Consider the following 13,913-nt stretch of genomic DNA (forward strand, 5'->3'; position numbering starts at 1 on the left):
CGTCGCGTTTACTCGCCGGCGGCACGGGTCTCGAACACGAGCCCTTGGGCAGTGCGGGGCGCGAAGCCTTCCCAATAAGTGTGTTCAGCGGTCTCCTTGCCGGTGTCGTCCAGCGCGACCACGCCGTCTTCGGCGCGCTCTATGAGGTCGAAGAACGCCGCCTTGTCGTTGTCACCCTTCAGGTGCAGGTCCATGAAGGCAGTGGCGAAATGCTGAGCGATGTTGTTCATCCGGTTGGTGTCCCAGACCGCGTCCGCATAGTGTGCGAAGGGCACGAAATCGAGCGTCTCGACCGGTGCCCAGCTTTCCGCGGGCGCTGGCATCGGCGCGGCGGCGTTGTGGTTGGCGGCCTCGAAGGTCAGCAGGTGGCGGGTCGTGCCGGTGGTACCGGCGAAGATCTCGCGCATCGCGTCATAGATCGAGACGTCGTCCGCACTCCCGGCCATCAGCAACAGCGGTTTTTCGAACCCGGCCAGGCCCGCGTCATCCCAGAACCCGGTGTTCTTGCCCCAGGGGCCGATCGCGATCACCGCCTTGACCCGGTCGTCGATCAGTTCGGCATGGCTGTCGGAGCCCGCGAGATGGCGTGCGAGCAGTCCGTTGGGCGTGCCCCAGGGATACTCGGTCGAGGCTTGCGTCACGCCGGCGCCGCCGAAAATCAACGCGCCGTATCCGCCCATGGAGTAACCGATCACACCGGTGGTTTCGGCATCGGTGATGGCGCCCAGCGGCCCGTCGAGCGCGGCCATCTGATCGATCACGAATTTCTGGTCTATCGGCCGGTTCAGCAGGGTCGATCCGAAGGCCGCCTGATCGGAATAGGTGCTGTCGGTGTGGTCGATCGAAACCGTGACATACCCCTTGGAGGCGAGGTTCTCGCCCAGATGGGACATCAGGAACCGGTTGCCCGGATAGCCGTGCGAGATCACGATCAGCGGAAAGGTCTCGCCTTCGGCGGGCGCGGCATCGCGCGCGGCGCGACCCGTCAGCGTGATTTCGGTGCGCCCGTCGCGCAGCACGGTTTCGTAGGTCACGCCCGGCTCGGTGCCGTCTGCAGCCGGATACCAGACTTCGACCGTCAGGGGACGATCATAGAGCGGCTCGTTGCCCTCGGTGGTGTTCAGGATGTCGTTCTGGCCGGGGTTCACGAAGTTCAGCGTCTGCACCCCGACCACGTGGTCCCCGACGGCGGCCAGCGCGGGCGCGTCTGGGCGGATCAGGTCGATCCGGTTCTCGGCCTGCGCGGTGAGAGCCGACGCGGCGAGTCCGGCGGCGAGGCCAATGACGGTGCGAGGGTTTGACATGGGTGCGATCCTTCCGGTTGGTGTCCGTCACGCGGCGCGTCTTGCGTGGCGCCTGCGTCTGCTTGGAGCCGCACTGTGACAGTTTCTTGACACCGATCAAGGCGTTAAATCCTCTGACCTGTTAGGCTTTCGGGCGACGCAGCACCCAGAGGAGACGCACAGAATGACATCGCAGACCGCTACCAGCGCGCCCGCAGCCGAGCCGCAGACAGCCACGCCCAATGGCGCGGACAACCGTCCGACGCCGGAACAGGTGCGCCGCGCCTTCGAGAGCGGCAAGTATCCCTATACCCGCAAGCTGGGCCGGCGCGCCTACGAGGCCGACAAGGCGCAGGTCCAGGCCGAACTGCTCAAGGTGCAGATCTGGGCGCAGGAAACCGGCCAGAAATTCGTTCTGCTCTTCGAAGGGCGCGATGCGGCGGGCAAGGGCGGAACCATCAAGCGCTTCATGGAACATCTCAATCCGCGTGCGGCTCGCGTGGTGGCGCTGAACAAGCCGACTTGGGAAGAGAAGGGCCAGTGGTACTACCAGCGCTACATTCAGGAGCTCCCCACCGTTGGTGAGATGGTCTTCTATGACCGCTCCTGGTACAACCGCGCCGGCGTCGAACGGGTGATGGGTTTCTGCGACCCGTCCGAATATCTCGAATTCATGCGCCAGACGCCCGAGTTCGAACGCATGCTGGTGCGCTCGGGAATCCGGCTTTACAAGTACTGGTTCTCGGTCACCCAGCAGGAGCAGAAACGCCGCTTTGACAGTCGTGAAACCGATCCACTCAAGCGCTGGAAACTCAGCCCGATCGACAAGGCTTCGCTGTCCAAATGGGACGATTATACCGAGGCCAAGGAAGCGATGTTCTTCTATACCGATACCGCCGATGCGCCTTGGACCGTGATCAAGTCCAATGACAAGAAGCGGGCGCGGCTGAACTGCATGCGCCACTTCCTCGCCTCGCTGGACTACCCGGACAAGGATATCGACGTGGTCGGCGCGCCCGACCCCCTGATCGTCGGACAGGCGCATCATGTGATCCACCGCTCCGACCATATCCTTGGCACCGCGCTGCATCCCGCGACCCGTACGACCTGATCGGTTGCCGGACAGGGGCGCCACCAAGCGCCCCTCTCTTCATCTTCGTTCAAATACTCCGGGGTTTGGGGCGGAGCCCCAATCTGTCAGCGCGCGTCAGACGAACTCGAAATCCGCAACCCCGATATCGGCGGCGGCCACGCCAGCGACGACGATCTCGGTCAGTCCGTCCAGTACGAGCCGCGCCTCTGCGATGCCGCTTACCGCGACCTGCGCGAGGGTCAGGCCTTCGATGCGGATCAGGTCGATTCCGTCCTCGAAATCCGTGATCCTGTCGCGCCCCTCCCGCACCTTTCCGTCGAACACGAAGACGTCCGTGTCCAAGCCACCGGTCAGCACGTCGTTGCCCTTGCCGCCGGTCAGCGTGTCGGAGCCGGCAAGGCCGGAAAGCGTGTCGTGCCCGGTCCCTCCGCTCAGCCGGTCGTCGCCCGCGCCGCCGCGCAGCAGATCGGCGCCGCCATTGCCGAACAGGAAGTCCGCGCCGCTTCCGCCAAACAGTTCGTCATCGCCCGCGCCGCCGGCCAAACGGTCGGACTTGCCGTTGCCGTCGAGCCTGTCAGCACCGGCGTCGCCGAACAGCCGATCGCGCCCGCCTTCTCCCGCGAGTGCGTCGTCGCCCGCACCGCCGATCAGCGTGTCGCGTCCCCTGCCGCCGGAGAGCGTATCATTGCCGCCGAACCCGTTCACCGTGTCATGGCCGCTGCCCGCGCGCAGGCTGTCGGCGCCGTCGCCACCCGACAGCACATCCGCGCCGTCCGACCCGTCGATGTCGAGGGTCACGGGCGGCAGGAGTGAATCGTCCGCCGCCAGATGGTCGAACAGCACGTTGCGCGCGAGGCCCGGAAATGACGAAAAGATCGGCGAAGCGAGGACTGCCGCGATCGCGCCCGCGATGTCGAGCCCGACCGCGTGGGCCAGCGTCGTGATGTAGCTGTTGCTGTTCTGACCCTCCAGCCCGCCGATCAGCCCGAGACGGTAGTCGATAGGTTGCGCCGCAATCGAGTCGCGCACCTCTCCCAGCACCTGCCAGATCTCGCCCGCGCTGCGCGCCACGCCGAAACTCAGCTCGACGGCGAGGCTGCTGACGCCGAAGGGGGTGTCGAATTCCTGCTCGGGCCGCACGTCCCAGTCTCCGACTGCGAAGAACGGGCCCTGGACCTCGAGTTCGCGCTCGTCGCCGTTGAAATACGCGTCGTCGGGGTCATAGACCAGTTGCAAGTGGCCATAGGAGGTGAAGAGGACTTCATTGGCGACGAGATAGATCGAGGACATGGCCAAGGGCTCCTGCAGCGATGGATCACACGGGCCAGTTCACTCGGGCCACATCGCCAGAATAGCATGCGGAGCGCACCGCGCACAGCGGCGTCAGGGCTTGCGAGGGTGCGGGCTTGGGCATAGTGCTGCTCGGATGAGCGTCGCGATGACATATCCGGGTCACGTCAGGGCCATCCTGGTACTGGGCCTGCCGCTGATCGGCGGTCACGTGGCGCAATTCGCCATCTCTCTGACCGACACGGTCATGCTGGGCTGGTACGGTGTGGACGAGCTTGCGGCGGTCACGCTGGCGAGCAGCTATTTCTTCGTGTTCTTCATCCTCGGCGCGGGGTTCGCGCTGGCCGTGATGCCGATGGTCGCCGCGGTCGCGGCGCGCGACGACGACACGAGCGTACGCCGGATCACCCGCATGGGTCTGTGGCTGTCGCTGGCCTATTGCGTTCTGGCGATGCCCGCGATGATCTGGTCCGAGACGATCCTCGCCACGCTCGGTCAGCCGCCTGACGTCTCCGAACTGGCCGCGCGATACCTGCGGGTCGCGGGCTGGGGCCTGTTTCCCGCCCTTCTGGTCATGGTTCTGAAATCCTATCTGGCGGCCTTGGAACGCACGCAGATCGTGCTGTGGATCACGCTGCTCGCGGCAGGCTGCAACGCGCTCGCGAACTATGCGCTGATCTTCGGCAACTGGGGCGCGCCTGAAATGGGCATAATGGGCGCGGCGGTGGCGTCGATATTGACGCAGCTCGTCTCGCTGGTGGCGGTGGTGATCTATGCGCTGCGGGTGCTGCCCGAGCATCGGCTGTTCCAGCGCTTCTGGCGGCCCGACTGGGACATGCTGGGGCAGGTTTTCAAGCTGGGTGTGCCGATCGGGCTGACGACGGTCAGCGAGGTCAGCCTGTTCTCGGCCTCGGCCGTGATGATGGGGTGGCTTGGCACGGTGACGCTGGCTGCCCACGGTATCGTGGTGTCGATCGCAGCGCTGACCTTTATGGTGCATCTCGGGCTCAGCAATGTCGCCACGATACGCGCGGGCAACGCCTTCGGCCGGCAGGACCGGGCGCACATGGCACGCGGGGCGCTGGTGGTGACAGGGCTGTCGCTGGTCTTTGCGCTCTGCACCATCGCGGCCTTCCTGCTGATCCCGGAGCCGCTGATTTCGCTGTTCCTTGAAACCGACAACCCGGAACGTCCGGCGATCCTGGCTATCGGCGCGGGGTTGCTGGCCATAGCGGCGCTGTTTCAACTGGTGGACGGGGCGCAAGCCATTGCGCTGGGCCTGCTGCGCGGGCTGCAGGACACGCGGGTACCGATGCTGATGGCGGTGCTGTCCTACTGGATCGTCGGAATCCCGACCTCCTACGTGCTGGGCTTCAGGCTCGACATGGGCGCAATCGGGGTCTGGATGGGACTTGTCACCGGGCTTGCCTGCGCCGGGGTGTTCCTGATGGCGCGGTTCTGGGGCCGGGCCATCACCCGCGTCGGGCAAGCTGAGATCTAGGCCGCCTTTTCCGCTTGGCTGTGACTCCAAGACGCCGCTGTCGTCGGCGTCTCTAGGAGGAGAGATTTCAGGAACGGAAACTCCGTAACGCAGGCCAGGCCAGGTTTGCTTGATGCGGTGCCGGGGCGTGCGCTAGCCGCGTTTCGCCATCCGGTCGGCCTTCTTGCGGGCCAGCACACCGCGCAGGTCGTGCATCGCCATCAGGAGCGCATCCGTGACCTCTTCGAGTTGCGCGTCGGTCGCGCGGGACTGCGCCCAATGCGCGGTGAGGTTCAGGCGGTCCACCGTGCGCAGGATGTCGTCGGTGTCGCGCCGGGCGAGCAGGTCGACGCGGTCAGCCATCCAGTCGCGGATCGCGGTCAAATCGGCGTCCGAAAGCGTCCGATCGCCCTGCGGCTTGATCTCGCCGTTGCGGGTGTTGACGACCGCGATCTGGTCCATCTCGATCCGGCGCTGCCGGTTCTCGGTGTCCACGCGAAAGACGACGGCGCCGTTGTCCCGCACCCGGAAGTAGTAGTCTGGTAACTCGTCCGCCATGCGCTCCGGTCCGCTGGAATGTGCAGGTCCTCGCCTGCTGCTAGCAAGGCGAGAGATCTTCTATCTTGTTTCAGGTCAAGCCGGCGCAGAAGCTCTGGATGCGGCTGCAGGCGTCGCGCAGGGCGTCGTCCGACGTGGCATAGCTGATACGGAAATTCGGACTGAGGCCGAAAGCCGCGCCGAAGACGACAGCGACGCCAGTTTCCTCAAGCAGCGCCTTGGCAAAGGCCTCGTCATCCGGGATCGCGGTGCCGGCAGCCGAGGTCTTTCCGATCAGGCCGGCGATCGAGGGATAGACGTAGAAAGCGCCTTCGGGCGTGGGGCAGGTGACGCCGTCGATTTCGGACAGCATCGATACGACCAGGTCGCGGCGGCGCTTGAATACGGCGTTGTTGGCGGCCAGGAAATCTTGCGGTCCGGTCAGCGCCTCGACTGCGGCCCATTGGCTGATCGAACAGGGGTTCGACGTGCTCTGGCTCTGGATCTTGCGCATGGCTGCGATCAACGCCTCGGGTCCGGCGGCATAGCCGATGCGCCAGCCGGTCATCGCATAGGCCTTGGACACGCCGTTGCAGGTGAGGGTGCGCTCGTAAAGGCCGGGCTCGACCTGCGCCGGGGTGCAGAATTCGAACCCGTCATAGGCGAGATGTTCGTACATGTCATCGGTCATCACCCAGACATGCGGGTGACGCATCAGGACGTCGGTCAAGGCTTTGAGTTCGTCGCGGCTGTAGCCTGCGCCGGTCGGGTTGGACGGCGAGTTGAAGATGAACCACTTCGTCTTCGGGGTGATCGCCGCTTCGAGTTGGTCCGGCGTCAGCTTGAAGCCGGTCTGAAGCGAGGTTTCGGCGATTACGGGCTCTCCGCCCGCCAGCAGCACCATGTCCGGATAGCTGACCCAGTAGGGCGCGGGAATCACCACCTCGTCGCCTGGATTCAATGTCGCCATCAGCGCGTTGTAGAGGATCTGCTTGCCACCGGTGCCGACGCTGACCTGCGCGGGCGCATAGCCCAGCCCGTTCTCGCGCTGGAACTTGTCGCAAATCGCCTGTTTCAGTTCGGGGATGCCGTCGGGCGCGGTGTATTTCGTCTTGCCGTCGTGGATCGCCTGGATCGCCGCCGCCTTGATGTTGTCGGGCGTATCGAAATCGGGTTCCCCCGCGCCGAGCCCGATCACGTCGCGCCCGGCCTCCTTGAGGTCGCGCGCCATGGCGGTGACGGCGATCGTCGGAGACGGTTTGACGCGGGACAGTGTCGCAGACAGGAAACTCATGGGGGGCCTCGATTTGTATGTTCGCTTCGAACGTCATAGGGTGCCGCCGAAAGCCGATCAAGCGGCATCGGGTCAGCCGCGAGGGAGAGCGACGATGAACGACGATAACAGCGATTGGTATGGACCGGATGCCGCGACCTTCGGCGACCGCGTGGCCGGTGCGCGCGAAGCCGCAGGCATGACGCAGGCGCAGCTTGCGCGCCGCCTCGGGGTCAAGAAGGCGACGCTGGTCGGCTGGGAGGACGATCTGTCCGAGCCGCGTGCCAACAAGCTTTCGATGCTGGCGGGGCTGCTGAACGTGTCGATCATCTGGCTCCTGACCGGCGAGGGCGAGGGGATGCCCGCCCCGGTGGAAGATGCCCGGGAGATGCCGGACATTTCGGGCGTGCTGGCCGAGTTGCGCGAGATCCGCGCCGCGATGCGCACCAATGCCGAGCGCGCAGCCCGGGTCGAGAAGAAGCTGCGCCAGCTCGTGCAGCCCGGAGGCGACGCATGAGCGAGCCGCGCGCGGTCAGGATCAAGCGGCTGAGAATGCGTTCGATGCGGCGCGGCATAAAAGAGATGGACCTCATCCTCACCGCCTTCGCCGATCGCCAACTCGCGGACATGTCCGAGGCCGAACTCGACACCTACGACGCGCTGCTCGAGGAGAACGACCAGGACCTCTACCAGTGGGTGACGGGGCAGAGTGCTGCGCCGGACCTCTTCGTATCCATGATCGCGGATATTTCGCAAACGCTTCAAAAGCAACGATAATTCGGTTTAACTGATTATTCGGCTTTTACCGTCAGTCTCTGACCCCAGCAGTTCGAGTCGGAGATACGGATGAGTATGGAAATGCAAGTCGGGCCTGTGACCCGCAAGGGGTTCATGACCGGGTACCTGGAGGCGCTGGCGCTGGTGGAGCGGTTGCACCGTTTGCTTCTGGACGTGATCAAGGACGAGTTCGAACGGGTCGGCGTGCTCGAGATCAACGCAGTGCAGGCGCTGCTGCTGTTCAATATCGGCGAAAACGAGGTGACCGCGGGTGAATTGAAAAGCCGCGGCTATTACCAGGGCAGCAATGTCAGCTACAACCTCAAGAAGCTGGTCGAGATGGGCTACATGCACCACCAGCGCTGCGAGATCGATCGCCGCTCGGTCAGGGTCAAGCTGACGCCGCGCGGTCGCGAGATCCGCGACATCGTGGCCGGGCTCTTCAGCCGCCATGCAGAGGGGCTCGAAGGCAAGGGCGTCATCAGCGCTGAGGGAATCGAGAACATCACCGGCTCTCTGAAGCGGGTCGAGCGCTACTGGACCGACCAGATCCGCTATATCTATTGATCAACCCGCAGGCGACACGCCGCGAGCAGTCCGGGCCGGTGCGGGCCCGGGGACACGGGCATCCGGCGGTGCCCGTGTCGTTGTTTGCCTGACTCGACCTTTGCAATCGGCATTGCGGTTGCCCGGCGCCTCCTCAGGGCGTCGGACGGCAACGGCGGTAGACTCCGTTGCCGCCGAGACGTGCCGACAGGCGATCGGGCGGGCCTTGTGCAGAGCGGTTCTGACCGGCTGACCTGAAAGATCGGGAGGCCATCACGGATGAATGTCCTGCTTGCGGTGCGACAGGATGATGCCCTGCAACTCGCGCAGCAGCTTGCGGGTCATTGCGGCCTCGAAATCCTCGAACCCGAGCGCGGTTTCGACGAAACCGTCGGGACCGTGGATCACCAGGGCACGGAAATAGGAGGAGAGTTCCGCGATCTCGACATGGCGGCGGTCTCCCGCGGCGGGTGAATCGGCACCCACGGCCAGCGCGTTGATCGTGAGCGTCGTGCCCGAAAGCGTCGATTTCACGTCGCGCGGATTTGGCCCCTCGTTGTGCATCCCGTCGCCTGACAGGTCGAGCGTTCGTCGCCAGCACTCCTGTTGCCCTGAAAGCAGGTCGGCGCCGAAGAGCATCGCCGTTCCAACCGAGGTGCCGAGCGGTGCTTCGGTGACCCGACGCACCGCCCGCAGGCGAGAGGTGACGCGCGCCAGATCCTCTTCGCCGCGCAGTGCGGTCCATCCGACCAGCAGCCGCTGATGGCCTTGACCGCTCCATTCGAACACCGCGAGACGGATCGGCATGTCGGGTGCCTGCAGGATCGCGCGGCGCACCTCGGGCGAAAGCAGCGCGCCGGCCAGTCCGTCAAGTTGCAGCCGGTATTCCCGGCTGTCGACAGATCCTGACACGTCGATCCCGATGGCCAATGCCTGTCGGCAAGTCTGGGCCGTGGCGCCGGATACGCAGAGCCAGAGCGCGAGCGCCAGAAAACGCCACATCCCGGCTCAGCCCGGTCCGCCGGGAGAGGCCGGGGCCGTGGCGCCCATGATGCGCGGACGCAGCTCGCGCTCGAGCTTGCGGCGCATCGCGCGCGCGTAGTCGTCGAACCCCTGCGCAATCTCGAGAAAGGCGCCGGGGCCGTGCAGAACCTCGCGCCTGTAGTACTCGATCAGGTCGATCTCGGCCTCGTAATCGGCGGCGTTCACGACCAGACCGTTGACCGTGATATCGGCAAAGGGAAACTCCGCATAGGCCGCCTCGGGAGGGAAGCCCTCGTTGTTCTCGCCGTCACCCGCCATATCGAGGGTCTTGAACAGACAGGCAGGACCACGGTCTATCAGTCCGGCACCATAGCCGAGTGCATAGCCCATCGCAGTTGGAAACTCATTGTGGCTGCGCTTTGAGGCTCCGATGGTGGCGGCCACGTCGCGCAGGGCAGAGCGACTGTCGATCAAGCGCCAATCGATCAACAGGTGCTGGTTGTAGCGCCCGCTCCATTCAAAAACCGCGAGGGCGACCGGCAGCGGCGCGGCAAAGAATGCCTCGACCACCTCGGGTGCGACCAGCGCCGCCGCGAGGCCGCGACGCTGGAGGGTGTCCTCGGCGGCATCGACCGAGGAGGACACGTCCATCGCCAGCACCAGCGCCAGGCGGCACTCGGCGCCGGCGGCGGGCCCGGCGAGGGCCAGGCTGAGCGCGAGGGCGCGCAGCCCTACCAATGGCCCTTGTTTTCCATGCTCGTCCAGGGCTCGGCCGGTGGCAGCGGGTCGCCCGTCTGCAGCAGTTCGACCGAGATATTGTCGGGCGAGCGCACGAAAGCCATGCGACCGTCGCGCGGCGGACGGTTGATGGTCACGCGGTTGTCCATCAGGTGCTGGCAGGTCTCGTAGATGTTGTCGACGCTATAGGCGAGGTGGCCGAAATGGCGGCTGTCACTAGGCAGTCCTTCGTCGCCGTCCCAGTTGTAGGTCAGTTCGACAGGACAGTCCTCCTGACCCGGCGGTGCCATGAAGATCAGCGAAAAGCGACCTTCCTCGCTGTCATAGTGCCGGGTCTTTTTCAGGCCGAGCAGTTCGAAGAAAGCCATCGTCTTGTCCAGGTCTTTGACCCGGACCATGGTGTGCAGGTATTTTATCGTCATCATGTCCTCCGTTCTGGTGCAGACCTTAGCGTTCTGAGCGCTCAGTGCCAGAGGGGGATGCGCCGTGTTCGGTCAGAATCTGGAGCCGATTCCCAGCGACAGGGACAGTTCGCGCGATTCGAATCGGCTGAAGTTCGAGGTCTTCTGCCCGGCTCGCAGCCGCAGGGTCGGTACGAATCCGGCATAATCGAAGCGGTCGAAGACCAGCGTCACGTCGCCATAGAGCGAGGTGTCGGTGCGCTGCGTGGGCGGGCGGAACAGGCTGGCGATGAAGGTGTCGTAGCGGGTGGTGCCCACCACGAGGCCGATGGCCAGCCGCGCGGGACCGATCCGCTGGTCGGGCGCATAGGCAAGCCGCATCGAGGCCGAGTCGTAGGTCCCGTTCACGCTGGCGGCGCGGGCGTCGCGCAGGGCGATGGTCAGGTCGATCTCGTCTCCGTTGGGCAGCGTGCGGCCATAGGCGAGGCCGAACCCCAGAATATCGGCGTCGTTGGAGCGGAACCGGGCCTTGTTGCGGGTCTCGACCTCGGCGCGCAGGACCAGGTCGGCGCCACCGGCGAGACGCCAGCCGCGTTCGGCCTCGAGCCGGGCGAAGCGATAGCTGCGTTCGCCGCCATACCAGCTTTCGCCGAGCGCCAGCCCGAAGCGCAGGCTGCCGCCACTGTCGGGCGCGCCAAGTGCGATGGCATGGCTCAGCGAGAGTTCGCCATAGGTCGAGGCGAAATCCGACCCGGTGGCGCGCGGTGCAAGGGCCTTGGCGCTTTCCGACAGCGCGACCCGTTCGACATAGAGCCGGGCGGCGAGGAAGGTGGCGCTGCGGGCACCGGCGGTCAGGCGGTAGGCCGGGGCCACGTCGAGCGAGGCGATGGTGCCCGAGAGCGCGCGGGCCGAGGCGCTGATCGTACCGCCGTCTGGTACACCGTCGATGATGTTGAGAGAGGTGTCGGAACCGTTGTTGACGTTGTCCGATGGGCGCAGGTCGGCGCGCAGGCGCAGCGACCACGGGTTGATCCGACGCAGCAGCTTGTAGTCGCGCGCGATACGGTCGACATCGGCGTCCCGTTCGGCATGGATTGCGGTGCGGCGCAGCCAGAGTTGTGAGAGACTGTAGTGGCCGCTGTCAAAGGCCATTCGGGCAGCCAGTTGCGCCGCCTCGAAACGGTTCGGGCCCGGCGGGCTGAAGCGATAGGCATAGCCTGCCGCGCGGCGGGCGAGCACCGGATCGTTCAATTGTGCATACCCTGAGGCGATGATGTAGTAGGCCAGCGGATCCTTCGGGTCGGCCTTGAGCAGGCCCTTGCCGATCCGCACCGCCAGTCCGGGATCGCCACTGTCCAGCGCCTGCCGCGCGAGCAGACGCGCCTGCGGCAGCGTCAGGCCGACCAAAGGCTCTGGTTGCGCCGACAGCGGCAATGCGGCCAGGGCGAAGGCGAGCAGTGCCAGCACAAGCCCGAATGTCGGGCCGGAAAGGCGGCGCAGGATCTGTCGCGCAGGGAATCGCCGATGCGCCTGCAAGGGCATCGTCAGGGCGTGGCGGGTTCGCGATCGAGAACGAAAAGGCCGTATTCCTCGATGTCGGGCAGACCTTGCTGGTGGTCCTCGGCGTAGAGCGCGCCGGCCACGGCGCTGGCCTCGGGTCCGCCGAAGATGCCGCCGTATTCGCCCTTCTTTTGTTGGTTCTGGGTAATCTCGCCAGCGAAACTGCCATCGGGGTTGATGTCGGTCGGAGCGATTTCGAGATCCTGCAATGCGATGTCGCGCGCAGTGTAGTTGCGATTGGACACGAGGCCCTTGACGCGGTTGTTGTCGAAATCGGCGACGATCCGGGCGTCGCCGGTCACGCGCCCGGCCTGGCGCGGGCGCTGTTCCACCGGCACACCGGGGGCTGGGATCAGATCGTTGCCATTGTCCGGATAGTTCAGCAGGCCGACATAGGTACCTGAGTATTTCACGTTGCCGGTGTCCTGTGTCGGACCAGGCCGGTCAAAGGCCCCGGCGCGGGAATAGGTGCCGCCCCCATTGTAATAACCGAACTGCCCTCCGGTCACGACGATCGCGCCCTGTGTGTCGCCGATGGCGCGGACATAGGCGGTGGAATGGGCGTCGAGCGCGCTGGCTTGGCGGGTGAAGGCCTGGTAGTCGCCGGAATCCAATGCCGTGTTGCGGGCATAGACTTCGGAAAAGGGATCGCCCTCGAAGGTCACGCCCTTGACGGTCAGGGTCGGAACCGGGCCGGTTGGGTCATAAACGACGCTGTCGAGATCGCTGGCCACCTCGGCGGGAATCACCAGCCCCGGCGCCACCGGATCGGTGGGCGGTTCTTCTTCATCGAGGAACGGGTTGCCGCCGCTGCAGGCGGACAGCGCGCAGGCCGTCGCCATCCCGAACAAGTACCGCTTCATGCGCCTCACCCTTTTTCCGTGCTTCGCACCAGGATTTTCTACCTATAGTAGATTGTCAACGACCTTGCCGTGCTTTTCGGCGCAGGCGTGGCAATCCGACGACCCTGTGGCCGCCTCCCTTCCGTGCTACTCCGGAAATGGTTAACGAAGTGCTTAGACCGAAGTGTCTTGCGCGGCGCGCATTGGCGCTTTTCGCCACCGCAGTCATGTCCTAGTCTGACCCGACAAGCGGATGGCGAGGGAGGCAGAGGGTGCAGCAATATCACGACGCGCTTAGGGTTATCCTGGAGCAGGGTGAAGAAACCAGCGATCGGACCGGAACCGGCACCCTGTCCCATTTCGGGATGCAGATGCGCTATCCGATGTCGGACGGGTTTCCGTTGGTCACGACCAAGAAACTGCACCTCAAGTCGATTATCCACGAACTGCTCTGGTTTCTCGCGGGGGATACGAACATCGGCTATCTCAACCGGCACGGCGTGTCGATCTGGGACGAATGGGCCGACGACAAGGGCGATCTGGGTCCGGTCTATGGCCGCCAGTGGCGCGATTTCCCCAAACTGATCCCGACAGGCGCCGAGGTCGACGGTGCACCGGCCTATCATCGCGGCAGCGTTGACCAGATCGCCGGACTGATCGAGGCGATCCGCAAGACGCCGGACAGCCGCCGCCTGATCGTGTCGGCGTGGAACCCCGGCGAGGTTGATGCGATGGCCCTGCCGCCGTGCCATACCATGTGGCAGGTGCGGGTGCTGGGCGGCAAGCTGCATCTGCAGCTCTACCAGCGGTCCGCCGACATGTTCCTGGGCGTGCCGTTCAACATCGCCTCCTACAGCCTGCTGTTGCACATGCTGGCTCATGTAACAGGTTATCAACCGGGGGATTTCGTCCATTCCATCGGCGATGCACATATCTATTCCAACCACATGGAGCAGGTGCGCACCCAGCTGTCGCGCAGTCCCAAGGCGCTGCCGAGCCTGCGGATCGCGCGCGATGTGGAGTCGATCTTCGATTTTCGTTTCGAGGATTTTGAGATCGCGGGTTATGCGCCCGATCCGGCGATCCGCGCGCCGGTGGCGGTCTGACTC

The 13,913-nt window shown here is 65.0% G+C and carries 15 protein-coding genes; 6 read left to right on the top strand and 9 right to left on the bottom strand.

All coding sequences use genetic code 11. From position 1 onward, the window contains the following. Positions 1–8 precede the first annotated feature (8 nt). Positions 9–1,304, bottom strand: coding sequence for an alpha/beta hydrolase family protein (locus tag JF290_RS00780; protein ID WP_199022805.1), 1,296 nt, complete (start codon positions 1,302–1,304; stop codon positions 9–11). Positions 1,305–1,467: 163 nt separating this feature from the next. On the opposite strand from JF290_RS00780, the gene ppk2 reads away from it, so the two are divergent. After that, entirely contained in the window at positions 1,468–2,394 is a 927-nt protein-coding gene (gene ppk2, locus JF290_RS00785; protein ID WP_199022806.1) for a polyphosphate kinase 2, read from the top strand. A 96-nt stretch (positions 2,395–2,490) separates the two neighbouring features. On the opposite strand, the gene JF290_RS00790 is transcribed toward ppk2, so the two are convergent. After that, on the bottom strand, positions 2,491–3,666 hold the full coding sequence (locus tag JF290_RS00790; RefSeq protein ID WP_199022807.1) for a calcium-binding protein: 1,176 nt from the start codon (positions 3,664–3,666) through the stop codon (positions 2,491–2,493). A 136-nt stretch (positions 3,667–3,802) separates the two neighbouring features. Here JF290_RS00790 and JF290_RS00795 point away from each other — a divergent pair, with 136 nt between their 5' ends. Further along, on the top strand, positions 3,803–5,167 hold the full coding sequence (locus JF290_RS00795; RefSeq protein WP_199022808.1) for an MATE family efflux transporter: 1,365 nt from the start codon (positions 3,803–3,805) through the stop codon (positions 5,165–5,167). 132 nt (positions 5,168–5,299) lie between these two features. On the opposite strand, the gene JF290_RS00800 is transcribed toward JF290_RS00795, so the two are convergent. Both JF290_RS00800 and JF290_RS00805 read right to left on the bottom strand, forming a co-directional pair. After that, the gene (locus JF290_RS00800; protein WP_199022809.1) at positions 5,300–5,704 is read right to left on the bottom strand and encodes a hypothetical protein; all 405 of its coding nucleotides are present in this window, start codon (positions 5,702–5,704) and stop codon (positions 5,300–5,302) included. Positions 5,705–5,774: 70 nt separating this feature from the next. Next, entirely contained in the window at positions 5,775–6,977 is a 1,203-nt protein-coding gene (locus JF290_RS00805) for a pyridoxal phosphate-dependent aminotransferase (protein ID WP_199022810.1), read from the bottom strand. A gap of 94 nt (positions 6,978–7,071) precedes the next feature. Here JF290_RS00805 and JF290_RS00810 point away from each other — a divergent pair, with 94 nt between their 5' ends. The 3 genes from JF290_RS00810 to JF290_RS00820 all read left to right on the top strand — a co-directional run bounded on the left by JF290_RS00810 (position 7,072) and on the right by JF290_RS00820 (position 8,300). Then, positions 7,072–7,473: a helix-turn-helix domain-containing protein gene (locus tag JF290_RS00810; protein ID WP_199022811.1), complete on the top strand. Its 402-nt coding sequence runs from the start codon at positions 7,072–7,074 to the stop codon at positions 7,471–7,473. After that, positions 7,470–7,733, top strand: a complete 264-nt coding sequence (locus JF290_RS00815; protein WP_199022812.1) for a succinate dehydrogenase assembly factor 2 — start codon at positions 7,470–7,472, stop codon at positions 7,731–7,733. Before JF290_RS00810 ends, JF290_RS00815 begins: the two co-directional genes overlap by 4 nt. Before the next feature lie 69 nt (positions 7,734–7,802). Further along, positions 7,803–8,300, top strand: coding sequence for a MarR family winged helix-turn-helix transcriptional regulator (locus tag JF290_RS00820; RefSeq protein WP_425503901.1), 498 nt, complete (start codon positions 7,803–7,805; stop codon positions 8,298–8,300). A 252-nt stretch (positions 8,301–8,552) separates the two neighbouring features. Here the strand turns inward: JF290_RS00820 and JF290_RS00825 are convergent, their stop codons facing one another. The 5 genes from JF290_RS00825 to JF290_RS00845 all read right to left on the bottom strand — a co-directional run bounded on the left by JF290_RS00825 (position 8,553) and on the right by JF290_RS00845 (position 12,825). After that, positions 8,553–9,281, bottom strand: coding sequence for a DUF1194 domain-containing protein (locus tag JF290_RS00825; protein WP_199022813.1), 729 nt, complete (start codon positions 9,279–9,281; stop codon positions 8,553–8,555). A 6-nt stretch (positions 9,282–9,287) separates the two neighbouring features. Continuing rightward, positions 9,288–10,001: a DUF1194 domain-containing protein gene (locus tag JF290_RS00830; RefSeq protein WP_425503902.1), complete on the bottom strand. Its 714-nt coding sequence runs from the start codon at positions 9,999–10,001 to the stop codon at positions 9,288–9,290. Beyond that, on the bottom strand, positions 9,995–10,423 hold the full coding sequence (locus tag JF290_RS00835) for a VOC family protein (protein ID WP_199022814.1): 429 nt from the start codon (positions 10,421–10,423) through the stop codon (positions 9,995–9,997). The genes JF290_RS00830 and JF290_RS00835 overlap by 7 nt, the downstream gene beginning before the upstream one ends. A gap of 72 nt (positions 10,424–10,495) precedes the next feature. Then, positions 10,496–11,869, bottom strand: a complete 1,374-nt coding sequence (locus JF290_RS00840) for a tetratricopeptide repeat protein (RefSeq protein ID WP_199022815.1) — start codon at positions 11,867–11,869, stop codon at positions 10,496–10,498. Between the two features lie 77 nt (positions 11,870–11,946). Then, positions 11,947–12,825 (bottom strand): factor H binding protein domain-containing protein, encoded by an 879-nt coding sequence (locus tag JF290_RS00845; protein WP_199022816.1) that lies wholly within the window; start codon positions 12,823–12,825, stop codon positions 11,947–11,949. 251 nt (positions 12,826–13,076) lie between these two features. Here JF290_RS00845 and JF290_RS00850 point away from each other — a divergent pair, with 251 nt between their 5' ends. Next, complete coding sequence (locus JF290_RS00850) at positions 13,077–13,910, top strand: thymidylate synthase (RefSeq protein WP_199022817.1); 834 nt, start codon at positions 13,077–13,079, stop codon at positions 13,908–13,910. The last annotated feature ends 3 nt before the right edge of the window (positions 13,911–13,913 follow it).

Source organism: Sedimentitalea arenosa (genome assembly GCF_016428585.1).
Classification (GTDB): Bacteria; Pseudomonadota; Alphaproteobacteria; order Rhodobacterales; family Rhodobacteraceae; genus Sedimentitalea; species Sedimentitalea arenosa.